This is a genomic window from Marinobacter sp. LV10R510-11A (assembly GCF_900215155.1).
GTDB lineage: Bacteria > Pseudomonadota > Gammaproteobacteria > Pseudomonadales > Oleiphilaceae > Marinobacter.
The window spans coordinates 798,874-825,553 of record NZ_LT907980.1 but is presented as its reverse complement, the minus strand read 5'-3'; the positions used below and the strand labels follow the sequence as shown (position 1 = coordinate 825,553).

The 26,680-nt window shown below is 54.0% G+C and carries 22 protein-coding genes; 1 reads left to right on the top strand and 21 read right to left on the bottom strand.

Features of this window, described 5'->3' with window-relative positions:
* Window positions 1–3: 3 nt before the first annotated feature.
* The 16 genes from CPH80_RS03910 to leuC all read right to left on the bottom strand — a co-directional run bounded on the left by CPH80_RS03910 (window position 4) and on the right by leuC (window position 20,546).
* Complete coding sequence (locus tag CPH80_RS03910) at window positions 4–2,568, bottom strand: DNA translocase FtsK (RefSeq protein ID WP_096275704.1); 2,565 nt, start codon at window positions 2,566–2,568, stop codon at window positions 4–6.
* Between the two features lie 13 nt (window positions 2,569–2,581).
* A complete protein-coding gene (locus CPH80_RS03905) occupies window positions 2,582–3,817 on the bottom strand; it encodes an O-succinylhomoserine sulfhydrylase (RefSeq protein WP_096275703.1) in 1,236 nt (411 codons plus the stop codon).
* A 26-nt stretch (window positions 3,818–3,843) separates the two neighbouring features.
* Complete coding sequence (purF, locus tag CPH80_RS03900; RefSeq protein ID WP_096275702.1) at window positions 3,844–5,370, bottom strand: amidophosphoribosyltransferase; 1,527 nt, start codon at window positions 5,368–5,370, stop codon at window positions 3,844–3,846.
* A gap of 34 nt (window positions 5,371–5,404) precedes the next feature.
* On the bottom strand, window positions 5,405–5,941 hold the full coding sequence (locus CPH80_RS03895) for a CvpA family protein (RefSeq protein WP_096275701.1): 537 nt from the start codon (window positions 5,939–5,941) through the stop codon (window positions 5,405–5,407).
* A 91-nt stretch (window positions 5,942–6,032) separates the two neighbouring features.
* Window positions 6,033–6,629 (bottom strand): SPOR domain-containing protein, encoded by a 597-nt coding sequence (locus CPH80_RS03890; RefSeq protein WP_096281387.1) that lies wholly within the window; start codon window positions 6,627–6,629, stop codon window positions 6,033–6,035.
* Window positions 6,630–6,739: 110 nt separating this feature from the next.
* Complete coding sequence (gene folC, locus CPH80_RS03885; protein WP_096281385.1) at window positions 6,740–8,047, bottom strand: bifunctional tetrahydrofolate synthase/dihydrofolate synthase; 1,308 nt, start codon at window positions 8,045–8,047, stop codon at window positions 6,740–6,742.
* Window positions 8,031–8,957, bottom strand: a complete 927-nt coding sequence (gene accD / locus CPH80_RS03880) for an acetyl-CoA carboxylase, carboxyltransferase subunit beta (protein WP_096275700.1) — start codon at window positions 8,955–8,957, stop codon at window positions 8,031–8,033. The genes folC and accD overlap by 17 nt, the downstream gene beginning before the upstream one ends.
* Before the next feature lie 45 nt (window positions 8,958–9,002).
* Entirely contained in the window at window positions 9,003–9,815 is an 813-nt protein-coding gene (trpA, locus tag CPH80_RS03875) for a tryptophan synthase subunit alpha (protein ID WP_096275699.1), read from the bottom strand.
* Window positions 9,816–9,869: 54 nt separating this feature from the next.
* Entirely contained in the window at window positions 9,870–11,078 is a 1,209-nt protein-coding gene (gene trpB, locus CPH80_RS03870) for a tryptophan synthase subunit beta (protein WP_413772265.1), read from the bottom strand.
* 26 nt (window positions 11,079–11,104) lie between these two features.
* On the bottom strand, window positions 11,105–11,722 hold the full coding sequence (locus tag CPH80_RS03865) for a phosphoribosylanthranilate isomerase (RefSeq protein ID WP_096275697.1): 618 nt from the start codon (window positions 11,720–11,722) through the stop codon (window positions 11,105–11,107).
* Window positions 11,719–12,630 carry a tRNA pseudouridine(38-40) synthase TruA gene (gene truA / locus CPH80_RS03860; RefSeq protein WP_096275696.1) on the bottom strand — a complete coding sequence of 304 codons (912 nt, stop codon included), beginning with the start codon at window positions 12,628–12,630 and terminating at the stop codon, window positions 11,719–11,721. Before truA ends, CPH80_RS03865 begins: the two co-directional genes overlap by 4 nt.
* 106 nt (window positions 12,631–12,736) lie before the next feature.
* Window positions 12,737–15,715 carry a FimV/HubP family polar landmark protein gene (locus CPH80_RS03855; RefSeq protein ID WP_096275695.1) on the bottom strand — a complete coding sequence of 993 codons (2,979 nt, stop codon included), beginning with the start codon at window positions 15,713–15,715 and terminating at the stop codon, window positions 12,737–12,739.
* A 315-nt stretch (window positions 15,716–16,030) separates the two neighbouring features.
* The gene (gene asd, locus CPH80_RS03850; RefSeq protein WP_096275694.1) at window positions 16,031–17,146 is read right to left on the bottom strand and encodes an aspartate-semialdehyde dehydrogenase; all 1,116 of its coding nucleotides are present in this window, start codon (window positions 17,144–17,146) and stop codon (window positions 16,031–16,033) included.
* A 112-nt stretch (window positions 17,147–17,258) separates the two neighbouring features.
* A complete protein-coding gene (gene leuB / locus CPH80_RS03845; RefSeq protein WP_096275693.1) occupies window positions 17,259–18,332 on the bottom strand; it encodes a 3-isopropylmalate dehydrogenase in 1,074 nt (357 codons plus the stop codon).
* Between the two features lie 126 nt (window positions 18,333–18,458).
* Window positions 18,459–19,106: a 3-isopropylmalate dehydratase small subunit gene (gene leuD, locus CPH80_RS03840; RefSeq protein ID WP_096275692.1), complete on the bottom strand. Its 648-nt coding sequence runs from the start codon at window positions 19,104–19,106 to the stop codon at window positions 18,459–18,461.
* A 21-nt stretch (window positions 19,107–19,127) separates the two neighbouring features.
* Window positions 19,128–20,546, bottom strand: coding sequence for a 3-isopropylmalate dehydratase large subunit (gene leuC / locus CPH80_RS03835; RefSeq protein ID WP_096281383.1), 1,419 nt, complete (start codon window positions 20,544–20,546; stop codon window positions 19,128–19,130).
* A gap of 167 nt (window positions 20,547–20,713) precedes the next feature.
* Between leuC and CPH80_RS03830 the strand changes: the two genes are divergently transcribed.
* A complete protein-coding gene (locus tag CPH80_RS03830; protein WP_096275691.1) occupies window positions 20,714–21,658 on the top strand; it encodes a LysR family transcriptional regulator in 945 nt (314 codons plus the stop codon).
* On the opposite strand, the gene aroC is transcribed toward CPH80_RS03830, so the two are convergent.
* The 5 genes from aroC to CPH80_RS03805 form a co-directional block, all read right to left on the bottom strand.
* Entirely contained in the window at window positions 21,610–22,704 is a 1,095-nt protein-coding gene (gene aroC, locus CPH80_RS03825; RefSeq protein ID WP_096275690.1) for a chorismate synthase, read from the bottom strand. The two genes, CPH80_RS03830 and aroC, sit on opposite strands and share 49 nt — an antisense overlap.
* A 37-nt stretch (window positions 22,705–22,741) precedes the next feature.
* Window positions 22,742–23,644 (bottom strand): 50S ribosomal protein L3 N(5)-glutamine methyltransferase, encoded by a 903-nt coding sequence (gene prmB, locus CPH80_RS03820; protein WP_096275689.1) that lies wholly within the window; start codon window positions 23,642–23,644, stop codon window positions 22,742–22,744.
* 93 nt (window positions 23,645–23,737) lie between these two features.
* Window positions 23,738–24,850 (bottom strand): patatin-like phospholipase family protein, encoded by a 1,113-nt coding sequence (locus tag CPH80_RS03815; protein ID WP_096281380.1) that lies wholly within the window; start codon window positions 24,848–24,850, stop codon window positions 23,738–23,740.
* Between the two features lie 46 nt (window positions 24,851–24,896).
* A complete protein-coding gene (locus tag CPH80_RS03810) occupies window positions 24,897–25,799 on the bottom strand; it encodes a DUF4892 domain-containing protein (protein WP_227520344.1) in 903 nt (300 codons plus the stop codon).
* A gap of 4 nt (window positions 25,800–25,803) precedes the next feature.
* Window positions 25,804–26,673 carry an alpha/beta fold hydrolase gene (locus tag CPH80_RS03805; RefSeq protein WP_096275688.1) on the bottom strand — a complete coding sequence of 290 codons (870 nt, stop codon included), beginning with the start codon at window positions 26,671–26,673 and terminating at the stop codon, window positions 25,804–25,806.
* Window positions 26,674–26,680: the final 7 nt, after the last annotated feature.

Sequence of the window (26,680 nt, the reverse complement as noted above, 5' to 3'; positions counted from 1 at the left end):
CTCCTAATTTCTCGGTGGGGGCGGCGCCAAGACTTCACGGCCACCGTTGTGGCCCGCAGCACTGACAACACCCGATGCTTCCATAGCCTCAACAATATTGGCCGCCCGGTTATAACCTATCCTGAACTTTCGTTGCACGGAGGAAATCGACACTCGGCGGCCCTCTGTTACAAAGGCTACAACCTCATCGAACAGTGCATCGCCTTCGCTATCGCCGCCTTCCGTTAATGTGGGGACGCCTGGCAGATTTTCGCCTTCGGCACCGTTAAGTACATCGTCTACATAAACGGGTTCGCCTCTGGCCTTCCAGGCACTTACAACCCGGTGAACCTCGTCGTCATCCACAAACGCACCATGAACACGCACAGGGAGGCCTGAACCCGGAGGCAAGTACAACATATCGCCGTGGCCGAGGAGCTGTTCCGCACCACCCTGATCCAGCACTGTGCGAGAATCGATCTTAGACGACACCTGGAACGACATACGGGTGGGAATGTTGGCCTTGATCAGGCCGGTGATCACATCTACAGACGGCCGCTGAGTGGCAAGAATCAGGTGAATCCCTGCAGCCCTCGCTTTTTGGGCAATACGCGCGATCAGTTCTTCCACTTTTTTGCCGACAATCATCATCATGTCGGCAAACTCATCAATAACTACGACGATGAACGGCAATGTCACCAGTTCCGGGCGCTCTTGTTCATCGCTGGCGAGATACTCATCCGGCTTCCATGTTGGGTCAAGCAGCGGCTCTCCGGCTTCTGCTGCGTCTTTTACCTTGCGGTTGAAGCCTGCAACGTTACGGACACCCAAGCTGGCCATAACGCGGTATCTGCGTTCCATTTCGGCCACGCACCAACGCAATGCATTTGCAGCATCTTTCATGTCGGTAACAACCGGCGTTAGCAGGTGAGGAATGCCATCGTAGATGCTGAGCTCAAGCATCTTTGGGTCGACCATAATGAAGCGGACTTCGTCTGGCCTCGCCTTCAACAACATACTTATTAGCATGGCGTTAACACCCACCGACTTACCAGAGCCGGTGGTGCCGGCAACCAGCAGATGGGGCATTTTTGAGAGGTTTGCAACCATGGGGTTGCCACCTATGTCATTACCCAGCGCCATGGTGAGGGCCGAGCTGGATTCGGTGAACACCCTCGATCCCAGAACTTCGCTGAGGCGTACGATTTCACGCGTTTCATTGGGAATCTCGATACCCACCACAGACTTGCCCGGGATAACCTCCACAACCCTAACGCTGAGCACAGCCAGTGAACGGGCCAGATCCTTTGCAAGGTTCGAAATCTTGCTAACCTTAACGCCGGCGGCCGGTTTGATCTCAAAACGAGTGATAACCGGACCCGGGTTTACCTCAACTACCTCAACAGAAACACCAAAGTCAGCCAGCTTTTCCTCAAGCAAGCGCGACATGTGTTCAAGGGCTTCCTCTGAGTACCCACTTTCCTTGTGCTCCTCAGGCGGATCTAACAGCGAGATGGGCGGGATTGGGCTTTCTATGTCTTCAAGCAGCGAAGGTTGAGAGTTTTTTCCGTTGCTTGCTTGAGGCGTTTGATCGTCTTTCTTAAACGGCGCTATTTTCAACGACCTGCCGACCGCCGACGCAAGCTTTGGCGTGCCCTGAGTGAACGGCTGCTTGCGAGCTTTAGCCGGTGCCTCATCACGGGAGCTGAAGCTTTCCAGTCTCGCGGGCTCCAGCTCTTCGCCGGCAGAAAAACCTTCAAGGCCTGGCTCTAGCCGTTCACCCGCTTGTTCTTGAGGCTTGGCCGCTTTGCGTGGGCCAAACCCAGGGATCTTGTGCCACCAGGGCGATCTGGGCTGTTCGTGTTCGGCAGCCGCCGCCTGAGCTTTTGCAGCATCGGCTTTATGCGCGGAGGCAGTGCTGGACTCTGGAGCTGGTTTCGTTTTGTCGGAGGTGGCAAGCCGCTTTAGTGCCTGCCCCAAGCGGAGCGTCATCTCACCCAACTGATCCATGAGCCAGAACCAAGAAAGCCCCACCGTAACCGTGAGGGCGAACAGAAGTATGGCTATAAGCAACAAGGTCGTTGCCGGTAAGTTGAAAAAACGAACCATGGCATCTGCAACGGCGGTTCCCAGCACCCCACCGGACGAGGCGCCTAACCCAAAGACTGAGTAAAGCGAAAGGAGGCTGGTCGCAGACAACAGAATCAGCAGAAACCCACCAAACCGCATCAGGAACAACGGCCAGTGCAAATCCAGAGAATCGTTTCGCAGGCGTATCAACATGATGGCGTAACCCGCCACCATCATTGGGAACAGGTAGGCCACATGGCCGAAGAAATCCATAAGCAGGCTTGCAAGCCAGGCGCCAGAGCGGCCCGCTGAATTGAGCACATTAGTGTCATGACCAATGCTGGCCCAGCCTGGGTCAGCAGCGTTAAACGTCACAAGAGCCATAGTTAGATATATACAAAGGGCAACAAGCCCAATCACCGCACCTTCACGCGCACCCTGCGCGGCAAGGCGGCGAAAGCGCAGCTGCTTCTGTGTTAGTTCTTGTGGTGATTTCTTCGCTTTTGCAGATTCGGCCATGAATGCTCAAACGTTAAATGTTGCTTGCGTTCTGAAGCGCCTGAAAACCTCTATACAAGTCTGTTTTCAGATCTTCAACTGCTTCTATACCCACCGACAGACGCAACAGGTTTTCGGTTATGCCTGCGCTGGACTTGTCTTCTGGAGACAAGCGCCCGTGGGTTGTGGTCGCCGGATGGGTAATCGTGGTTTTCACATCACCCAGGTTCGCCGTGATTGAAATCATGCGGGTTGCATCGATGAAGCTCCAGGCTTCTTCGCGATCGCCTTTTAGACAAAATGACAGCACCCCACCAAAACCTTTCTGCTGTTTTTTTGCAAGCGCGTGCTGTGGGTGGCTTTTAAGCCCTGCGTAATACACTTGTTCCACTTCCGGTTGCTGCTCCAACCACGTCGCTAACTCTAACGCATTGTCACAGTGAGCTCGCATACGGATTGGTAAGGTTTCCAAGCCTTTATGGAACACCCAAGCATTAAACGGGCTCATGGTGGGCCCTGCGGACCTTAGGAAGCCATAGACTTCGTCCATGAGTTTCGTGGGGCCGACAACAACCCCACCCACACAACGGCCCTGGCCATCGAGGTATTTGGTTGCAGAGTGAATCACGATATCGGCACCGTGCTCCAGGGGGCGCTGCAACACAGGCGTGCAAAAACAGTTGTCCACCACGAACAGGGCGTCATTGTCGTGGGCAAGCTTTGCCAAAGCACCCATGTCGGCAACCTCACAGAGTGGGTTAGACGGGGTCTCGACGAACAGCATGCGGGTATTTGGGCGTATTGACGATGCCCACTCTTCGGTATCCGTAAGGCTTACCAACGTTGTTTCAACACCAAACTTTGCCATGTATTTCTGAAACAGCACATTGGTGGTTCCAAATACACCACGGGAACAGATAACGTGGTCACCGCTTTTTAGCAGCGCCATACATGTGCTGAGAATGGCAGCCATGCCGGATGAGGTTGCTACAGCGCGGTCTCCCCCTTCCATGGCAGCAATGCGGCCCTCAAAGGCTTGAACCGTGGGGTTGGTGAAACGGGAGTATATATTGCCCGGCTCCTCGCCACCGAAACGCGCCGCTGCCTGAGCAGCACTGCCATAAACAAAGCTGGATGTAGGAAAAATCGCATCACTGTGCTCAAGCTGACCGGTCCGGATCTGCCCTGCCCTCACCGCCAGAGTATCCAGGGACATACCGTCGAGATCCGATTCGGGAATCTGGACAGTTTCTTCGCGGTGAAAAGTCATGAGCGTCTCCTGGTAAGGCTCGGTGTTCAGTCTTCGTCGTTGTAAAGATCAATAATGCCGTTGTCAGTTGACGCGGCGCCTGCAGTTCCCGACCGTTTCATATCATTGCGAGCGTCATCGAGGCGCTCGAGATACGCGGAGTCAATATCGCCCGTCACGTAGTTCCCGGTGAACACTGAGCACTCCCAGCCGTCAATGTTGTCATTTACATCGCTTACACTGGTCACCAGATCTTCGAGATCTTGGTACAACAGCCAGTCGGCTCCTATTAGACCGCGAATTTCCTCAACGGTCCTGTCATGAGCAATCAGCTCTTTGGCCGATGGCATGTCAATGCCATAAACGTTGGGGTAACGAACCGGAGGCGCAGCCGATGCGAAGTAGACATTCTTGGCGCCGGCGTCCCGAGCCATCTGCACAATTTCTTTGCACGTGGTTCCGCGAACGATGGAATCGTCCACCAGCATTACGTTTTTACCCCGGAACTCAAGCTCGATCGGGTTCAGTTTCTGGCGCACCGATTTTTTGCGCATAGTCTGGCCAGGCATGATAAACGTCCGGCCAATATAGCGATTTTTGATGAACCCTTCGCGGAATTTCAGGCCTAGTCGGTGGGCCATCTGTAAGGCCGATGTCCGGCTGGTATCAGGAATAGGCATAACAACATCAATATCGTGATCCGGGCGTTCACGCAGCACTTTATCTGCCAAGGTTTCACCCATGCGCAAGCGCGCCTTATACACGGACACGCCATCGATGATGGAATCCGGCCGAGCAAAATAGACATGCTCAAAAATACAGGGGTATAACTTCGGTTTTTTAGCGCATTGCTGGGTATACAACGTGCCGTCGGTTTCGATATAAACGGCTTCTCCGGGGGCGATATCTCGTACCAGAGTGTAACCGGCCGCGCTCAGGGCAACACTTTCGGAAGCAAGCATGTATTCCTTGCGGCCGGACTCGCTGGTTCGTTCACCGTAACAGATGGGGCGGATGCCGTTAGGGTCACGGAAGCCGACAATACCGTGCCCGGCAATCATGGCTACAACCGCATAGGCGCCGGCACACCGCTCGTGAACGGCACTTACGGCCGAAAAGATATCATCCTTTGTAGGATCAAGTTTGCGTAGTTTTTGCAGCTCGTGTGCAAACACGTTCAGCAGCACTTCCGAATCCGAGTTGGTGTTGATATGGCGCAGATCGGTGCGGAATAAATCCCGGCTCAGTTCGTCGGCGTTGGTCAAATTACCGTTATGGGCAAGAGTAATACCGTAAGGGCTGTTTACATAGAAGGGCTGAGACTCTGCAGAACTTGAGCTTCCGGCCGTCGGGTAACGCACATGGCCTATGCCTACGTTGCCCACCAGACGATGCATGTGGCGAGTATGAAAAACGTCACGAACCAGACCATTATCCTTGCGCAGGTAAAAGCGCTCGTCCTGAAAGGTAACAATGCCCGCCGCATCCTGGCCTCGGTGCTGAAGTACAGTCAGCGCATCATAAAGCGACTGATTGACGTTGGAAGTACTGACGATGCCGACAATGCCACACATGGATAAGGTGATCTCCGGGTGTTAATTCTGAATGTTAGCGAGATGCGGACGTGGGTTTCACGGCCTTTTGAGAATCTGGCTCTAGAAAACGGGCGAACTCGTCGCCGAATGTTCGCCTGGACCAGTCTTCAACCACCGAAAGGCGGTCTATCATGACGGACGTCCTCCACCAGGTATCCTGGGCCAGAGGGGTGTAACGGATAAAAGCAATCGCGACGATAACAACAACAATGCCACGCAGCAGGCCAAACCCCATGCCTAGTACTCTGTCAGTCGCTGAGAGCCCAGTGGCACGGACAAGATGCCCGATCATGTTGTTGATGATTGCGCCGACAATGAGTGTTCCGAAAAAAAGAATGGCAAATGCTGCTATCAATCGTACAAGCGGCGTCTCAACGGTGTTCTCAAGCAGCGCTTGCATCTGGGGGTGAAAGGTGCGGGCAAGTATGAACGCGCCCACCCAAGTCACTAAAGACAAAGCTTCTTTTACGAAACCGCGTTTTAGACTGATGAGAGTGGAAACTGTAATGAGGGCAATGATGACCCAGTCAATCCAGATCAGCGCGTCCATGGAAATCCCGGTGGAGAAAAGGAAGCGCGAATTCTATCAGGAAACCCCGGCGCGCCAAACCGCCAGAGTGATATAAAGCAGGTTAAAAGCGTTATTTGTCGCCGGAAGTGACGAGACTGTTCAAGCTGAAAGCTTCATCCAGTGTGCGCTTCGCAGACTCTGCCTTGGTTTTCTCAGCGAAAGGCCCACTGAAAACCCGCGTAAGGGTGTTGTCTCCGCGAACGACTTCCTGAAGATGGGAGTTATAACCCTTTTCGCGAACGCTATCCCGAAGGCGTCTGGCGTTGTCACCATTGCCAAAACTGCCCAACTGCACAACCCAGGCACCTTCCAGAGACCGGGTAAACTCCGCATTTGTCTGCTCGGCATTCGCCGGAGATTCCGTTTGCTTGGGTGTTGCTGGTTGTGAGGTCTCTGGCTGGGTAGCCGGCTCCGGCTCATCATTTTCCAGAATGCGGAAGTCCTGATCGGCTGAACCTGAATTCGAAGCCTGATCTTGCTGATAAGGAGGTGTTTGCGCTATATCCGACTTCGGCGATTCAACTTCCGGAAAAGGCGGCTCTTCCGGAATATTGATCGACGTGGAGGTGCGCTCTGAGTGAGGCTCATCGAAGACCATAGGAACAAAGATAACGGCCAGCGAAACCAGCACCAGCGCTCCAATTATTCTTTGCTTCAATCCATCCACGTTACTTGGCTCCCCATTCATTTTTCCTGCCACATACTAACTGTCCGCCTGTCATAACTCCAAGCTCTGCGATGCGCTATGAACAAAGTTTAAGGCGCTGAGCGTCTGATTTACAGCAGCAGCGAGCGCGCTTGTGCAACGGTAAAAAATGAACCGAAAACAATCACAATACTATTTTTGCTGGCATGGAATTTTGCTTCCGCAATGGCATTAGCTACAGAATCGTGAGTACTTACCTGCTTTAATGCACAGGACTCAAGCTTTGCTTTCAAGGCTTCTGAGCCCAAACCACGAGGTACATCCAGCCCCGCTAAATACCAAGAATCAACGACCGAAGCCATGGCCCTGGTTACTCCCGCAACGTCTTTATCCCCAAGTGCGGCGTACACTGCGTGAACCTTCCGACTACCCTCTTTGACTTTGAGAGCTTGCAACCTCGAGCAGAGCCAGTTTGCGGCATGGGGATTATGACCTACATCCACATACAGGTCAGGGTCTCGCTCAAGGCGCTCAAATCGCCCAGGTACACTTACTCGGCCCAGAGCTGTTTCTATTGCCGACACCTCCATCCCAGGCTCAAGTGTTCGCATCGCCATTACAGCAGCTGCAACACTCTGAACCGGCAAAGGCCCTGCAGGGAGGCTAACCAACTGCCCTTGGTACTGCAGTGTTGCAGTCGCTTCACCGCTATCTGCTACCACTTCGCGGACTGTGTAGTCCTGCCCTGCTCTGGTCAGCACCACCCTCTGAGCAGTTGCCTGTTGAAGCACGGAACGTGGCGGATCCATATCGGCAACAATGGCCGGTATGCCTGGGCGAAGAATGCCGGCCTTTTCAAACCCGATGACTTCACGGTTGTCGCCGAGAAACGCCACGTGGTCAATATCGACAGACGTTATAATCGCCAGATCCGCGTCTACTACGTTTACGGCATCCAGCCGGCCACCAAGACCTACCTCAAGAATCCAGTCCTGCACACCGGATTCCCGAAGTGCGACGAACGCCGCCAACGTGCCAAATTCAAAATAGGTCAGCGTTACCGAACCACGAGCCGCCTCAACCGTCTCGAAAGCGAAAATGAGAGCCGCATCGTCAATGTCTTTGCCATCAATGCGGACTCGCTCGTTGTAGTTCTGCAAATGCGGTGACGTAAAGGCGCCGGTGCGCCGACCTGCGGCCAGCAACAAAGCCTCAAGAGTGCCAACGGTACTGCCCTTGCCGTTGGTTCCGGCAATCGTTATCACACGCGCCGCTGGCTTGTTTCGGAACAGCCGGCGTAATACGACAAGAACCCGGTCGAGCCCGAGGTCAATTTCAGTGGGGTGGATCGATTCAAGCCAAGACAGCCACTGCTCAACAGTGGCACCCGCCCCCGGCGCATGCGGGGGTTGAGGTGTTTTTTTACTCGATGGGGGTATCAACGTCTGGTTTTTCCGTTATGTCAAATTCAATGGGTTCGTCTGTTCCCGGTCGCTCCTGACCGGTGAACTTCGCCAGCACGTGGGCAATGCGCTCACGCATCTGGTGGCGGTGCAGAATCATGTCGATCGCCCCGTGCTCAAGTAGGAACTCACTGCGCTGGAAACCTTCGGGTAATTTTTCGCGAACCGTCTGTTCGATAACCCGCGGACCTGCAAAGCCAATCAATGCATTGGGCTCGGCAATATTAAGATCGCCCAGCATTGCGAGACTGGCAGATACACCACCGAACACCGGGTCCGTCATCACCGATATGTAAGGTATGCCTTCCCCCTTCATACGCTCAAGCACAGCTGCAGTTTTGGACATCTGCATCAGCGACAGTATGGCTTCTTGCATCCGAGCGCCGCCGCTGGCAGAAAAGCAAACCAGAGGAATGCGCTCTGCAAGCGCAATATTAGCGGCCTGAACGAACTTTTCCCCAACAACTTGGCCCATGGAGCCGCCCATAAACCCGAACTCGAAGGAACAGGCCACTAGCGGTACACCCAGTGTTTTGCCTTTCATGGCAATAAGCGCGTCTTTCTCACCCGTAGTTTTTTGAGCCTGAACTAGGCGATCCTTGTAGCGCTTGGTGTCCTTGAACTTCAGTCGATCCCAAGGTTCTAGGTTTTCGCCAATTTCCTCTCGACCCTCTTCATCAAGAAAAATGTCGAGGCGACGGCGGGCGTTGACCCTCAGGTGATGATTGCATTTGGGGCAAACATCGAGGTTTTTCTCCAGCTCCGGCTTGTAGAGAAAGGCGCCACATTTAGGGCACTTTTTCCAAAGCCCTTCAGGAACACCTGTTCTGCGATTGGATTCCGAGCGGATTTTGCCCGGCATTATCTTGTCCAGCCAGTTACTCATGGTTTTATCCTGTCCTTTGATTCCGGCCCGCCCTCACCTTTCGAGTCAGGAAGCCAAGCTGTCCAGTGCTTCGCGCATGGGGTTGAGCAGATCCGTCAGTGCCCGTTTAAGCTCTCCGATATTTGCCTGGTTTCTGGCTATTGTATCGACCAGCACACTGCCAACAATTACACCATCGGATACCCGTCCCACGGCTGCGGCTGTTTCCGCATCGCGAATACCAAAGCCAACGCCAACGGGCAGAGCCGTCAATTCATGAATATGCGCCACTTTAGCGGCAACTTCATCCACGTTTATTCTGGCAGCTCCCGTTACGCCGTTAAATGAAACATAGTACACATAACCAGAAGAGTGATCGGCAATTGCCCGAATTCTCTCATCGGTGGTGGTTGGCGCCAGCAGAAAAATGGGGTCCAGCCCTCTCTGGGAGAACATAGGTGCAATGTCATCGGCCTCTTCCGGTGGCAAGTCCACCGTAAGAACACCGTCTACGCCCGCTTTTGCGGCCGCATCGGCAAAGGCTTCGTAGCCCATGGCTTCAATGGGGTTCAGATAGCCCATCAACACTACCGGGGTTGTGTCATTGGTTTTTCTGAACTCACTCACCATCGCCAGAACACGGCGCAGCGATGTGCCGTGCTTGAGCGCCCTTTCACAGGCCAACTGAATCACTGGGCCATCGGCCATGGGATCAGAAAACGGCACACCCAGCTCGATGATATCCACCCCGGCATCAACCATGGTGTGCATCAAGCCCACGGTCTCATCTGGGTGAGGGTCACCGGCGGTAATAAAGGGAATAAGTGCCTTCCGGCCTTGTCCTTTGAGGGTCTGGAGAACCCCTTCAATTCGGCTCATGCCTGCTCCTGTCGATTATTCCGCGTTCAGAATTCAGAGTTCGAAGTTCAAAACTCAGAGCTCAATACCGTCTAACTGCGCAACGGTATGGATGTCCTTATCGCCGCGGCCAGATATGTTGATTACGACCATCTGATCTTTATCCATCGTGGCTGCAAGCTTTACGGCGTAAGCTACCGCATGGGCAGTTTCCAGCGCAGGCATGATACCTTCAACCAAGGTTAGCATGCGAAACGCGTCCAACGCCTCATCGTCGGTTACCGACACATAGTTAGCCCGACCGATATCCTTCAACCAGCTATGTTCCGGCCCAACTCCTGGATAATCCAGGCCCGCACTGATCGAGTGAGTGCCTGCAATTTGCCCGTTCTCATCCTCCATCAAATAAGTACGGTTACCATGGAGCACGCCCGGGCGACCCGCACACAAAGGCGCCGCATGCTGCCCCGTCTCAATACCAAGGCCACCGGCCTCTACCCCGTAAAGCTGCACAGATTCGTCGGTGAGGAACGGATAAAACATGCCGATCGCATTAGAACCGCCGCCTACACAGGCAACCAGCGCATCAGGCAGTTTTCCGGTTTTTTCCAGCGACTGACGACGGGTTTCACGCCCGATGACTGACTGAAAATCCCGAACCAACAGCGGGTACGGGTGCGGGCCCGCAACGGTACCTATAATGTAGAACGTCTCATCAACATGAGTGACCCAGTCACGCATGGCGTCGTTCATTGCATCTTTGAGCGTGCGGCTTCCACTTTGAACCGGGTGCACTTGGGCGCCCAGAAGCTTCATGCGGTATACGTTCAGAGATTGGCGCTTTACGTCTTCAGCACCCATAAAGACATGGCATTCAAGACCTAGGCGGGCACAGACAGTGGCAGTAGCAACGCCATGCTGCCCGGCCCCAGTTTCGGCGATGATGCGTTTTTTGCCTAGAAAGCTGGCGAGCAGAGCTTGGCCGATGGTGTTGTTTATCTTGTGCGCGCCGGTGTGATTGAGATCTTCCCGTTTTAGCCAGATCTGCGCGCCCCCGGTTTCGCGAGTCAGCCGCTCAGCAAAATACAACGGGCTGGGGCGGCCAACATAATCTGCAAGATCTTTGTCGAAGGTGGCCTGGAATTCCGGATCCTTCTTTAGCCGAAGGTATTCCTTTTCCAGAGTCATCAGGGAATCCATCAGCGTCTCGGAAACGAATCGTCCACCAAAGGGACCAAAATGTCCCCGCGCATCCGGCAAGGCAGTCAGCATTTCTTCAGTCAGTTTTTCAGACACGGTGAACCTCTCTATTAGACACGGTGAGCCTCTTTAATAAAGTCAGAAATTTTTTCGATGTCTTTGATGCCTTTGCTTTTTTCAACACCGCCGCTGACATCAACCGCCCAGGGCTTCACCTTCTCAACAGCGCGGGCCACGTTAGCAGACGACAAGCCACCGGCCAATATGAGGGGCAAAGAGCGCTCGGAAGGAATCAGGTCCCAGTTGAACGAGTGCCCTGTACCTCCAAACCGTTCAGGATCCCAGGCATCGACTAAAAGCCCCGATGCACCATGGTAATCACTCAAAGCCTTTTCAATCTGTCCGGCTTGCTGAACCCTCACAGCTTTTATCCAGCGCCGGCCAAACCGGCTGCAGAATTCTGGAGTTTCATCGCCGTGGAACTGAAGTAAATCCAGCGGAATACGATCAAGTGCTTCCCTCACCTGTTCTTCCGATGGGTTCACAAATAGCCCTACCACTGAAACAAACGCAGGAACGTGCCCGGCGAGAACCTTAGCCTGCTCAATGGTAACGGCTCGGGGACTGGGTTCGTAAAACACAAACCCCAAGGCATCCGCACCCTTAGCAACGGCGGCTTTTACATCCTCAACACGGGTCAAGCCACATATTTTGACGCGTGTATTCATGGTACCTGTACCGGTTTCTGTTTCGGGTGAATGTGCGTTGGATATACCGGGCTATTCTCGGCTTGGCTGAACCAGGGCCTTAAAAAGGCAGGGCCACATTCAGCAGCGGGCAAAGGAAAGCCTTCCGGATAACCCACATCGACCAAATACAAACCATGGGGCGGCGCAGTGACTCCGGCAAGAGTGCGGTCTTTCGCCAGCAGTATGTCACGAATCCAGGATACCGGCTGCTTCCCAGTGCCTACAGCCATGAGTGCCCCGGCAATATTCCGAACCATGTGATGTAGAAAAGCATTGGCCTGCACATCGATTACGACGAAGTGACCCTTCCGGGTTACTTTAATTTGCTCAAGAAAACGAATAGGCGTGCGAGATTGGCACCCGGCGGCACGAAATGAAGAGAAGTCGTGCTCTCCTGCAAGCGCCTGAGCTGCTTGGTGCATGCGCTCCGCATCCAGCTCCTGACACGCCCAGCTTACCTGCCCACGCTGAATGCCAGGCCTCACAGGGTTGTTATAGATAACGTAGCGGTAGCGCCTGTAAATTGCAGAAAATCGGGCATGAAAATCTTCACTACCGTTGCCGGCCCAATGCACAGCGATATCAAACGGCAGCGCGGTATTGATACCCATCACCCATGAGCGAAGGCTACGAATGGAAGGCGTCTCAAAATGCACAACCTGGTAGCTTGCGTGCACCCGGGCATCGGTGCGGCCGGCGCAGACTAAATCTACCGGGTGGTCAGCCACTTTTGCTACGGCTTTAGCCAGCTCTGCCTGTACCGAACGAACGCCGGACTTTTGCAATTGCCAGCCGTGAAATTTGCGGCCGTCGTACTCAAAAGCCAGGGCAACCCGCCCGCCGCCGATGGCATTATCCGTTGTGAGTTTCTGAGAATAGAGAAACAAGTGTGAATCCGAAAAGTATGTTGTTGTAAAAACAAAACGCCGGCAAAGTGCCGGGATAATCCCCGGCGGCCGGCGTTTGCTGCCTCAATAATCCGATTATAGCGGATCAGGACAGATTTTTAAGCAGATCCTTAGCTTCGGTTTTCTGCTCGTCGTCTCCCTCGAGGGAAACCTCTTCCAGAATATCGCGAGCACCGTCACTGTCGCCCATCTCGATATAGGCCCTTGCCAGATCAAGCTTAGTTGCAGCTTCATCTGTTCCGGCCAAGAAATCAAAATCATCATCGTCACCAAGATCGCTTTCATCGATGTCAGCAGCGGGTGATTTTGGAGCTTCATCCCGAACTTCATCAGAAGCAACTGGCAGATCTTCCTGCTCTGGGCTCGCTGTGTCGCTACCACCTGTCAGATCGCCTTCACTGAGGTTATCTTCAAGCTCCAGCTCATCGTCCAAGGCCAGCTCATCATCCAAGGCCAACTCGTCATCCAGGGATAGCTCGTCATCTTCCAGTTTAGCATCTGTAGAATCCGCGGAATCCGAGAACTCTTCCATAAGGGCAAGATCCTCATCGGAGACATCTAGCTCCAAGTCGTCAAGCGTGGACTCTTCCTTGTCGGAATCGCTAAGCGCTTCGTCCTCACCCGCAACCTTGTCCAGTTCGGCGTCCAACTCGTCCAAGAAGGACTCGTCCAGAGAACCAAGATCCGTGCTTTCAGTGTCTGGCGTAGATTCTAGCGAATCAAATCCGCCCTCAAGTGATTTCTCATCGAGTTCTTCAAGAGACTTATCAGAAGAGCCATCAAGTGAATCTTCAGGCAACTCTTCAGGGTCGTCTAAATTTATTTCCAGTGAGGAGTAGTCGCTCTCTTCTTCAGTAGCAACGTCCGGCGCATCGTCTTTGGTATCTGGCAGATCAAGACCGGACAGATCGTACTCGATCGGCTGTTCTGCCTCATCTATAGCACCAAGACCGTAATTCGTCTCGTTAGACCCGAATTCGCTCTCAACCTGCTCTGATTCTTCAGAAGCTAAGTCGTCGGAAGCACTGGCGTCCTCGCCAAACGATCCGGATCGAAGCTGTGATTCAAGGTCATCAATGCTCGGCATTGATTCCGCTTCTTCAAGACGGGTACGAAGGTCATTCGCCTGAGCAATCGCCTCTTCATCATCCAATGTCCGAATTTCACCAAACTGCTTCTCGAATGACTCACGATCCTGATTGTCTGCATAAACCCCCAGCAGCTTCAATCGCAGATCAGTGCGGCTTGGCTCACGGGATATCGCGGTTTCCAGAACCTCACCAGCCTGATCGTAACGACCATAAGCGACATAGGCATCCGCTTCTTCAAGCGCATCACCGGCACTGGTCTGTTCCGGTTCATCCTCTTCAAGGTTCAGATCGAAGGCGTCGTCTTCAGGCCCTTCAGACTCACTATTAAGTTGCTCATAAAACGCTTTTTCACGGTTCGCATTGCGTCTCGCAAGAAGCAAAAGGATCAACAGAAGAAGAATCAGGCCGCCACCTAGGGCAATCTGATAAATCGTGTTGCCGGTAATCGCATCAATCACATTACCCGGGAAGCCCTTATCGGCGACTGGTTCGGGCTTCGGTTGAACCTTGGCGTCAGGGGTTTCAGCTTTTGCGGGCTGCTCGGCGTTGCCTGTCTCGGCAGCCGGTTTCTCTTCGGGAGTGGTTTCCGCAACGGCAGAATCGTCCCCGACAGCATCCGCATCGGTAACTTCGGGCTCGCTGGAAGCTTCCAGCTCGGCATCTGCTTCTACAGGCTCTTCAGAGGCCAGCGACTCTTCCGCAGTCATCTCAGAGTTAGCGGTTGAATCCTGATCTGTCTCAGCTGCAGGTTCAATTACATCGGCGTCCGTTTCAGCTTCACCAGCCGCGGCAATGTTGCCGTCGGTCACGTCGGTCACCAAAGCATCTTGATCCGCAGAATCGTTGGCAGCAGCACCCTGCTGAACGCCTGCAAGCTGGTTGTTTTTCAGCTCGAGTAACCGCTGCAGCGTCTTTACCTGATCCTGAAGGTCGTCAACGCGGGTGTTGAGCTCATCGTTTTCGCGGCGAGAGCTTTCGAGCTCTTCCATGGCCACGGCTTTACCGGCATCTACGCCACCGGCCAGCTGACCATCACCACCTGCAGATCCACCTTCGGTCTCGGTGCGGCCACCTTCATCATCGGCAACCAAGAGCTTGAGCTCATCACTAGTGGCCGCAACTTCCCCGGCACCCGTGCGCTTGGGCTGCTGTGCTGCGGTCGCATCCACAGTACGCTTAGGCTGCTGGAATTCCTGATTCTGTTGCGCAACCGTTTGGGTCGCTTCTGCGCGGCTACGACTGCGGATTTGATCTGCTGTCGGAACACGTAATACTTGCCCACGCTTTAGCCGGTTGATGTTGCTACCAATAAACGCATCCGGGTTCAGATCCTGCAACGCCAGCATAACTTGCTGAGTAGAGAGACTGTTATCGGGGCGAACGGTAGTAGCTATGTTCCAAAGCGTATCTGATGGCCCTGTGGGCCCGAAGGTATCAGACCGATAACCACCGCCACCGGACTGTTCCACTCTGGCCTGCCGACGAACCGATTCGGCGCTGCGGGTAGAAGACGCGGGCCGCGATTGAGCGCTGGATGGCGCCCGCACTGGCTCTGAAACACCGGAATCTTCCGCGTAAACCGGAGGATCCACCAAAACAGCGTATTCCCGCATCAGCCGACCGTTGGGCCAAGTCAGTTCCAGCAGGAAGTTGAGGTACGGCTCTCTCAAAGGTTCACGTGAGGAGACATTTACCACCAAGCTGCCATTGGCGCGGGTCGTTACGTCGAAGCGGAGTTTTCCAAGAAATTGGTTCCGCTGCAGACCAAGCCGTTGATAAGCGCTTTCTGAAGCTATGTTCACATACACGTCGCCGGGATCTATACCCCGGCTTTGTGGCAGAACAATTTCTGCATCCATTGGCTCGTTCAGATAGGACTGAAGTTCAATTTCACCCAGCCCGAGGGCTTGAGCGACGCCGGACCCGAGCCCTCCCGCCAAAGCCAGTGCAACCGCAAGCTTGCGTACCTTCATGCTTTTTCCTTTCCAGTCTCCGTTATCCGCGACTGTTTTTTTTCAAACAGAATCGGACGGCGTGGGATGACTTCCGTCTGGATTATTCTGGATTAATGTGTCGCGTTTTTAACTTTCAGTCCGGCAAGTATTGTTGATAAAGCCTCTTTTATCAATCAATCAGCTGCAATCCTTGCACCATTTATTTATCAGTTGCACGGAACTCCCTAGTGTCCCTGAAAATAACAGGGGCGGAGCCTGAAATCAGCCTCCGCCCCCTAACCGGCTTTCTGAAACCGGACACAGTTGGCATTAATTGCCTCTGTGTAACATTTCTTAACGTTCCTGAAGGATCCGTAACATGCGCCGCAGGGGCTCAGCGGCCCCCCACAACAGCTGATCACCCACGGTAAACGCAGAAATGTACTCCGGCCCCATGGCCAGTTTACGGATGCGTCCGATAGGTACACTCAACGTGCCGGTTACCTTAGCAGGAGTTAGCTCCTCAATGCTCGCGTCACGATCATTAGGGATAACTTTAACCCAGTCGTTAGCGTTCGCCAAAATGGATTCTATTTCTGCTATCGGCAGATCTTTCTTCAGCTTGATAGTAAGCGCCTGACTATGGGAGCGCATGGCGCCTATCCGCACGCAAAGGCCATCAATAGGAATCGGGTTATCTGAGCGACCAAGGATTTTGTTGGTCTCTACCCCAGCCTTCCATTCTTCCTTACTCATGCCGTTATCAAGTTGTTTATCGATAAACGGGATAAGACTGCCTGCTAAAGGCACCTCGAAATGCTCGGTGGGAAACTCGTCGGAACGCATGGTTTCAGTCACCTTGCGATCGATCTCCAGGATCGCCGAAGACGGGCTTGCCAGCTCATCTCCTACACTTCGGTTAAGCTCACCCATTTGGTTCAGCAGCTCACGCATATTCTGAGCGCCAGAGCCTGAAGCGGCCTGATAGGTCATGGGAGACACCCACTCGACCAGATCCTGCTCCAGCAGGCCGCCGATGGCTAGCATCATCAGGCTGACTGTGCAGTTACCACCTACATAATCTTTCACGCCGCCTTCCAGAGCAGCGTCGATTACATTGCGGTTAACCGGGTCCAGAATAATAACCGAGTGATCCGCCATCCGCAGTGCAGAGGCCGCATCAATCCAGTAACCCTTCCAGCCTGCATCACGCAGCTTCTGGTACACCGCATTGGTGTAATCGCCACCTTGGCAGGTAAGCACCACATCTAGGGTTTTGAGGGTTTCAATATCGAATGCATCCTGTAGGGGCGGAACGCCCTCTTTCCCCACATCCGGGGCTGGCTGACCCGTCTGCGATGTGGAGAAAAATACCGGATCGATATCTCTAAAATCATTTTCTTCGCGCATGCGTTCCATGAGGACTGAGCCCACCATGCCACGCCATCCTACAAGTCCAACTCGCTTCATGTGCGACCTTTGAACCTCATTTTATGCCCGCCCTCAACCTTTATCGCTGGCAGGGACAGGAAGAATGATCCCGCAGCAACCGCATCGTGTTGCTATCGGGTATTGTCGTAAATTACAGAGCAGCCAGTACCGCATCACCCATTTCGCGGGTAGAAACCCGGGTGCCGCCTTCCGACATAATATCTGCCGTGCGTAGCCCCTGATCCAGTACTTTATTTACCGCCGCCTCTATAGCCGCTGCAGCCTGTTCTTCATCAAGGCTGTACCGCAACATCATTGCCACACTGATAATAGTGGCCAGCGGATTGGCGATACCTTTACCAGCAATATCTGGCGCTGACCCGTGGCAGGGCTCATACATGCCCTGCTTTTGAGAGTTCAGCGATGCCGATGGCAACATACCAATAGAGCCGGTAAGCATGGCCGCTTCATCAGACAGAATATCACCAAACATGTTGCCCGTCACAATTACGTCGAACTGCTTGGGCGCACGAACCAGTTGCATCGCAGCATTATCAACGTACATATGAGACAGCTCTACATCCGGATATTCGCGCTGCAAATCGTTCATGATTTCGCGCCACAGAACGGTTACTTCGAGCACATTAGCCTTATCTACCGAGCACAGTTTTTTGCTACGCTGTTGCGCGGCTTCAAAGGCCACCCGCCCGATACGGCGGATTTCAGATTCTGTATAAGCGTAGGTGTTGTAGCCCTGGCGCTCACCGCTTTCCAGTTGCCGAACACCCCGCGGCTGGCCAAAATAAATGCCACCGGTAAGTTCGCGCACAATCATGATATCCAGGCCCGAAACCACCTCAGGCTTAAGGGACGATGCTGACGCGAGTTGCGGGTATAGAATGGCCGGGCGTAGGTTGGCGAATAATTCCAGATTCGACCGCAGGCCAAGTAACCCTTTCTCCGGGCGTTTTGCCATGGGTAGATGATCCCACTTTGGCCCGCCGACAGCGCCCAGCAAAATAGCATCGGCTTTGCGGGCTTTCTCAAGGGTCTCATCCGGTAACGGGTTGTCTGTTTCGTCCAGCGCAGCACCGCCTACCAGAGCTGACTCAAAAGCGAGCTTCAGATCAAACTTTTCGTTGATGGCATGCAGGATCTTTTCAGCCTCTGCAACAATTTCTGGACCAATGCCGTCACCCGGCAGAAGAAGTACCGTTCTGGACATAATGAACTTCCAAATCTCTAGTATCCGAGCCCCACAGGCCCGGCAGGTTAATGATTGCCGGATAACGCGTAGCGCATCCGGCTTAAATTGAATATCACCTACTCAGCAACGCACCTAAAAGCAAACTTACTGACCAGCACTAAACAACCAAGGCGCCGTTTGGCGACGCTGGTCTTCGTAGATTTTGATCTGCTCGGCATCTTCAAGGGTAACGCCGATGTCATCCAGGCCATTGAGCAAGCAGTGGCGGCGGAAATCATCCACATCGAACTCGAAGGATTCACCCGACGGCGTAATCACGGTTTTGGCATCTAAATCGACGGTCAACTCATAGCCTTCCGAAACCTCAGCTTCCTGAAACAACCTATCTACGATATTCGCTTCTAAAACAATGGGTAGCAGGCCATTCTTAAAGCAGTTATTGTAGAAAATATCAGCAAAGCTAGGCGCAATAATAACCCGGAAACCGTAATCATCAAGAGCCCAAGGAGCGTGCTCGCGGCTGGAGCCGCACCCGAAGTTACTGCGGGCTAAAAGCACACTGGCGTTCTTGTAACGGGGCTGATTAAGCACGAAATCCGGGTTCAACGGGCGTTGTGAACTGTCCTGATCCGGCTGGCCTTCATCCAGGTAGCGCAGCGCATCAAACAGATTCGGGCCAAAGCCCGTGCGCTTGATCGACTTCAAAAACTGCTTGGGAATAATCATGTCCGTATCCACATTGGAACGGTCCATGGGGGCCACAAGGCCCTGGTGTTGCGTAAATGCGCGCATGATTCAGTTCTCTCCTGTGGCTCAGTTCAACAATTCGCGAACATCAACAAAATGGCCAGCTATGGCTGCAGCAGCGGCCATGGCCGGGCTCACCAGATGCGTTCTACCGCCAAAGCCTTGCCGACCTTCAAAGTTACGGTTAGACGTAGACGCACAGTGCTCACCCTGCCCGAGCTTGTCTGCGTTCATGGCCAGGCACATGGAGCAACCCGGATCTCGCCATTCAAGGCCTGCTTCAATGAAAATCCGATCTAGGCCTTCCGCTTCTGCCTGTGCTTTTACCAAGCCAGAACCCGGCACAACCATCGCCTGGATAAGGCTATCGGCAACTTTGCGGCCCTTGACCACAACAGCCGCTTCGCGCAGGTCTTCAATACGGCCGTTGGTGCAGGAGCCGATAAACACTCTGTCTAACTTGATATCAGTAATCGCCTGGTTTGGCCGCAAACCCATGTACTTCAAAGCCCGCTCAATGCCTTCACGCTTGATCGGATCTTCTTCTTTTGCGGGGTCCGGCACATGGCCAGTAATGTTCACAACCATTTCTGGGGATGTACCCCAACTTACCTGGGGCAGAATCTCTGCGCCGTCTAGCTCAACAACCTTATCAAACTCCGCGTCCAGATCGCTGTGCAGCGTACGCCAGTACTTAACCGCCGCATCCCAGGTTTCACCCGTTGGTGAGAACGGCCGGCCTTTTACGTAATCGATCGTAGTGCCGTCTACAGCAACCATGCCAACACGGGCACCGGCTTCGATGGCCATATTACAAATGGACATCCGGCCTTCCATGGTGAGGTTCTGAATGGCCTGACCACCAAATTCAATCGCATGGCCGGTGCCACCAGCCGTGCCAATTTTGGCGATGATCGCCAGCACCACGTCCTTACTCGTTACACCTTTGCCAAGCTGGCCGTTTACCTTCACCAGCATGTTCTTCATCTTCTGCTGCACTAGGCACTGAGTGGCCAGCACATGCTCAACTTCGGACGTGCCAATGCCGTGGGCAAGACAGCCGAACGCGCCGTGGGTCGAGGTATGGGAATCCCCGCACACAATGGTCATACCCGGCAATGTTGCACCCTGTTCTGGCCCAATAACGTGCACAATGCCCTGACGCAGATCCTTGATCTTGAATTCCAGAATCCCGAACTCGTCGCAGTTCTTGTCGAGGGTTTCCACCTGGATACGAGAAACCGGGTCAACAATACCGTCAATGCCCTTTGCACGATCGGTCGTCGGAACGTTGTGGTCAGGCGTAGCCAGGTTGGCATCGATGCGCCAGGGCTTACGATTCGCAATGCGCAGCCCCTCAAAAGCCTGGGGAGATGTCACTTCGTGCAACAAGTGGCGATCAATATAAATCAACGCAGAGCCGTCGTCCCGCTGCTTAACCAAATGGTCGTTCCACAATTTGTCGTATAAGGTCTTGCCCGCCATGATTCTCTCTCGCTCTCTGGAGGTACAGTTTTTGGTGCTTTCTATTAGCGCTCTGCACCCATGATACCGCTCGCGCTTAAATAACCGCAATTCATGTTTTTCATTCATCGCATTCCAATTGGTTATGCGATAGCCTTTCCTGATAGAACATAACAGGAAGACACATCTTGGACTCAAATGCCCTCAAAGCGTTCCTGACCATCGTCGACCAAGGCTCCTTTTCAGAAGCCGCTGAACAGCTGCACCTCACCCAGCCAGCCATCAGCAAACGCCTTGCCGCACTGGAAAACCAGCTAGGCACAACATTAGTAGACCGCAGCCACCGACAAATTCGCCTCACCGACTCCGGCAGCCGGCTACTACCCCATGCCCGCAAGATTCTCGACGAAATCCACAACGCCCGCATTGCCCTCTCGCCAGATTCCGGTTTGATAGAAGGCGAACTACACATTATTGCCAGCCACCACATAGGCCTTCACCACTTGCCAAAATGGCTGCGCCGGTTCAAGCGTGAATACCCCCAGGTGACCATCAACCTGCAGTTCATGGAATCGGATGCAGCCTACGAACAAATGCGCAAACGCAACGCCGAGCTCGCGTTCGTCACACTCAGCGACAGCATGCTCCCAAGCTTCCACGTATTTGCACAGTGGCCCGACCCCATGGCGTTCGTGGTGGGTGCAGACCACCCCCTAGCCTCGTTGAAAAAACCAACACTCGCGGACCTGGCAAACCATCCGGCCCTGCTGCCAGACACGTCCACCTCAACTTACCGGGTCGTCAGCCGCCTGTTCCTGGAAGCAAACCTGCCCCTACAGCCGCAAATGCCCACCAACTACCTGGAAACTCTAAAAATGATGACCAGCGTCGGCCTGGGCTGGAGCGTATTACCGCTGCGCATGGTGGATGAAAGCTTGAGGGTGCTCGAAGGCGTATTAGCGAAGGGAACGGAAGCGGGACATCCGGTTACGAGGGTTCTCGGCGGTATCGGGCTCACCGGCCGACAGCCAGGCAACGCCGCGAAAGCGCTCCTGGCCATTGTTCAGGAAGAAGAAGGAAGAAGTCAGAGCTGCCCCAAGATCGGAGTCGACACTGAAACATCCCCATTCTGACCACGATGGCGCAAATAGTGATCCATCAACACAATCGCCATCATCGCCTCCGCAATCGGCGTTGCACGAATACCCACACAAGGATCGTGCCGCCCCGTGGTAATAACCTCCACCGGATTGCCATCCACATCAATACTGCGGCCCGGTAAACGCAAGCTCGAAGTCGGCTTCAAAGCAATGCTCGCCAGAATCGGCTGCCCGGAAGAAATACCCCCCAGCACACCGCCAGCTTCATTAGACAAGAAACCCTCAGGCGTCATCTCATCCCGGTGCTCAGTGCCCTTTTGAGTAATGCACCCAAAGCCTGCACCAATCTCCACACCCTTCACCGCATTGATACTCATCAACCCATGGGCCAAATCCGCATCCAAGCGGTCAAAAACCGGCTCGCCAAACCCAGGAGGTACGCCTTCCGCTACTACGTTAATCCGCGCGCCAATAGAATCCCCTTCCTTACGGAGAGCATCCATATAAGCCTCCATCTCCGGCACCTTATCGGCATCGGGACAGAAAAACGGATTCTGATGCACCTGATCCCAGTCTAGTTTCTCCGCACGAATCGGCCCAAGCTCCGACAGATACCCACGGATGCGAATACCCAGGCGCTGCTGCAAAAACTTCCGAGCTACAGCACCCGCCGCCACACGCATAGCCGTCTCACGGGCGGAAGAACGACCACCACCGCGATAATCACGCACGCCATACTTATGCATGTACGTGTAATCGGCGTGTGCCGGGCGGAACTGTTCCGAAATCTTAGAATAGTCTTTTGAGCGCTGATCCGTATTCTCGATAATCAGCCCAATCGGCGTACCAGTGGTTTTGCCTTCAAACACACCAGACAAAATACGAACCTCATCTGCCTCACGGCGCTGGGTCGTGTGCCGCGACGTACCCGGCTTGCGACGATCCAAATCCGCCTGCATATCCTCTTCCGACAGCTCCAGCCCTGGTGGGCACCCGTCGATAATGCAGCCCAGCGCAGCCCCATGGCTCTCACCGAAAGTGGTAACAGTGAACAGTTTTCCGAAAGAGTTTCCTGACATAATTCAATATCTTGTTAGGGTATTGTAAGAAGTTGGTTTAATGCTTGCTCTGCCACTGGCGGAGATCCTGCTCAGTGATAGCAAAGACACCGTCGCCGCCGTTGCTGAATTCCAGCCAGATAAGCGGGAGCCCCGGGTAGGCTTCATCCAGTGCCGCCCAGCTATTCCCCACCTCAACTACCAGCAAACCACCGGGCGTAAGATGCTCAACTGCACCGGCAATAATCCGGTGCGCAATATCCAGCCCGTCATCACCTGCCGCCAAACCCAATGCGGGTTCATGGTGGAACTCATCCGGCATGTCCGCCAGATCCTCCGCATCTACATAAGGCGGGTTACACACAATGATATCGTACTGCCCGCTGATGTTCGCAAACACATCCGATTGCACAGTGCGCACCCGGCCACGGAGTTCGTGAAGATCTATGTTTGATTCAGCAACCGCCAATGCATCCGGTGATATATCTGACAAATCCACACTGGCGTCTTCAAATACCGAGGCCGCGCCTATGCCAATACAACCGCTCCCCGTGCAGAGATCAAGAATCCGCTCAACCGGCTTGTCTCCCAGCCAGGGCTGAAAGCCATTTTCAATCAGCTCACCAATCGGGGATCGCGGCACCAGCACACGCTCATCCACATTAAACGGCATGCCCATAAACCAGGCTTCGCCCAGAAGATAAGCAAGAGGAACCCGCTCCTCGATACGGCGCCTGATACGCTCAAGAATAATCCGGCGCTCTTCCCGGATAAGCCGCGCATCAAGAAACAGGGTGTTGTTTTCCAGCGGCAGATGCAGGCTGCGCATCACCAGCTGTACGGCTTCATCCCACACGTTATCCGTGCCATGGCCGAAAAAAACCGGCGCGGCGGCAAACTGCGAAGATGTGTAGCGAAGGTAATCGCGAACGGTATGAAGATCTTCAATCGGGCTGCTCACAAACCGGTTTCCTGTAATGTCGGATTCAGCGCAGGATTATACGCTGTTTCAACGCTCTACTGCAGCCACCAAGTTAACCCTGCCCGGGCCGGCTCAAATAGCCAGTGGGCCAGAGCTGCTTCGGCTTTCCTCATAACGATCCAGAGCGGCCGCCATGCGTTCACGCCCAAGCTGAATCAGTTCGGGCGCCTTATGGTAGTCATAGCTGCGGCTCGCATTCTTGGGAATGTTAACCAAAAGATCCGGCGGATAACCCGCAAGCTTGTATTGAACCAAAGCACTCTGCATGGTTTCGATAGTGAGGTTCATAACATCAAATTTGCCGATGCCAAGCTTATCCCAATCAATGGTCTCGTGCTCTTCCTGCAGCTTCTTCTCACTAAGCCTTTGGTGCTCTTTTTTCTGTACCTGTTTGGTCATTTTCTCTTCCGGGCTATCCCCGCCGACGGGTTTCTTTACACCCAGAGATTTCAGCGTATCCCAGTCAAACCAACGGGATGCCCTGTCGCGAAAGGTATTCATCCACTCATCCGTATCATCGTCATCGCCGCTAACAGAAAACGCAGCGTCTGATATTTTCCGGCGCCGATCATCCTCACCGCTAAGGTTCACTGCCACGACGATGTCTGCTTGTGCGGAAATGGTAGGAACAATGGGCAGCGGATTCAGCAAAGAGCCGTCTACCAGCACACGACCACCATAAACCAAAGGTGTTACCACCCCCGGAATGGCAACAGATGCGCGGATCGCTCGGTCTAGGGGGCCGTCCTGAAACCAGATCTCCTTGTGGGCCAATAAATCCGTCGCGACGGCGGTATAGTGCAGCGGCAGGTTTTCGATGCGGGTGTCACCCAACATTTCCCGGACTATTGAAAAGATTTTCTCGCCCCGGATGGCGCCAACGGAATTGAACGTCAAATCCAGCAGCTTCAGCACATCAAACTGACCCAGCCCGGTTACCCAGTCTTTGTAGTCCTGCATTTTGCCGGCGGCGTACATTCCCCCAACAAGGGCACCCATAGAGCAGCCAGAGATGGCAACTATGTTATAGCCGCGCTCAGCCAGGATCTCAATGGCACCAATATGGGCATAACCACGGGCACCCCCGCTACCCAACGTAAGAGCAACCGTTTGGCGCCTGCGCTCCGGGGCCTTGCCCTCAGTGCTTATGCTCGACTCGGTGGCCGATATGTCAGAACTACCCATAACCTTGGACACATCATTTTCGGGCACTGCACTCCCCCTTTAAGAGCTACCTCGTTATAACCATCACTTCAACTCGGTCACCCTGTCGGGTCGGGTCGGTAACTGATACCAACGGCCCGACTATCAGCACTTCCTGCTGTTGTTTGGGCACGCCGGTCTTGGTCAACACCTCAGCAAGGGATTCAGTCGCGTTGCGTGCGCGATCCATGGAATCCTTCAGTGATTCATTCGCGTCAAGCGCGGAGTAGCCCACAAGAACCACCTTGGCACCCTCAACTCGGGCAAGCTCGTTGATCTTCCGGCGATCCGCCGACTGCCATTCAAACTGATAGGTAACACCACCTTTCCACGGAACAATCACAGGCCCTAACACTCGATTGTTAACGGTTCCAAGGCCGGGAATTACAGCGCCTGGCGCCACCTTTAGGTGCTCCACCCACACGTACTCTCTCAGGCTGCCCCTAGTAACGGTATACACAGACGTCAGCCAGCGACTGCCATCGCGTTCCACCACGCCCGCCACCAAATAATCCTGGGTAGCGTCCCGGCCATACAGATCCGCTTGGTTGAATATCTGATTTGCCCACACATTGCTTCGGCCACAGCGAACTCCCGTGCACTCAAACAAAATCTGTGCGCCACGCTCACGAAGCACTTCACGATAATGTTCCCGTGCGTCGCGGCGATTAGCATCCCGGGCGATCTGGTAGAGCCGCCCCGCCCCGGAAACCCGCAACCGGGCCATAGATTCTGAGCGAATCTCGTTGTTCACTTCACGTACTGGGCTGAAAAGCACCAGGTGCCCTGACGACTCAACGGGAACCGACAATTCAAGCGTGGACTGGGCAAATGCCTCAGGTAAGGCTTCGGGCAGTGCGGCACTGGCAAGAGCGGAGCTTGTTAGTAACAGAGCGCCAACAAGCAAGGGACATACAAAAAATTTGGACAAGGTATCACTCTTTTTTAAGGAAATTTCTAACAACATCGGCAACCGGGCGGACATCCCCATCAAGGTGACAGTGATGCCCACCGGGCACCTCCAACTTTTGCACGTTCGAAATCGCGTTCAAACGGTCGTCCAGCCCCTTCCGGTTAGCCAACAACCCTTTCTTTGCGCTCACGAACAGTGTCGGCGTCTGAACCGCCTTCAAAGAAGCCACTACCTGATCTTCAGTCATCATCAGTGGCGATGGATGCCGTAGCCGGGCGTCGGTACGCCAGCCGTAACCATCCCCCTCAGGCTGCAAGTTGCGGGGGATCAACGTCAGTGCTGCCTCATGACTGAGCGGGCTAAGGCCGCCTTCACGGACTTTTGCCGCAGCGGTTATATCAGGATAAACAACGGGGCGACCAGAACCCGCAATCCGCTTAGTAATGGACTTACGAAGCTGTGGAATCGTTTCATCAACAGGGCGGCTAAGTGCACCTAAGCTGTCGATCATCACAAGTTTACGCACCCGCTCTGGAAAAGCCGCCGCATACAGCGAGCCAACAATGCCGCCTAGGGAGTGACCCACAATATCCACTTTAATGCCCTGCTCTGGGCCACAAAAGTGTGTTTCGATCAGCTCTGCGATATCCGCAACGTAATCCATCAACTGGTAGCTTTGCCCCGGCGGGCGGTGGCCAGAATGCCCGTGGCCAGCCATATCCACGGCGTATAACGACGACACCTTTGCCAGTTCCGGCGCTATTTGCGAGAAGGTAAAGCTGTTATCCAGCCAGCCATGAAGCATGATGACAGGCGGGCTAACAGGTTGGGAGGCATCCTCGGCCGCCCAGCTTAGGCCAGCCAGAGTAATGTGCCGCAACGGCCACTGCATCTCACAT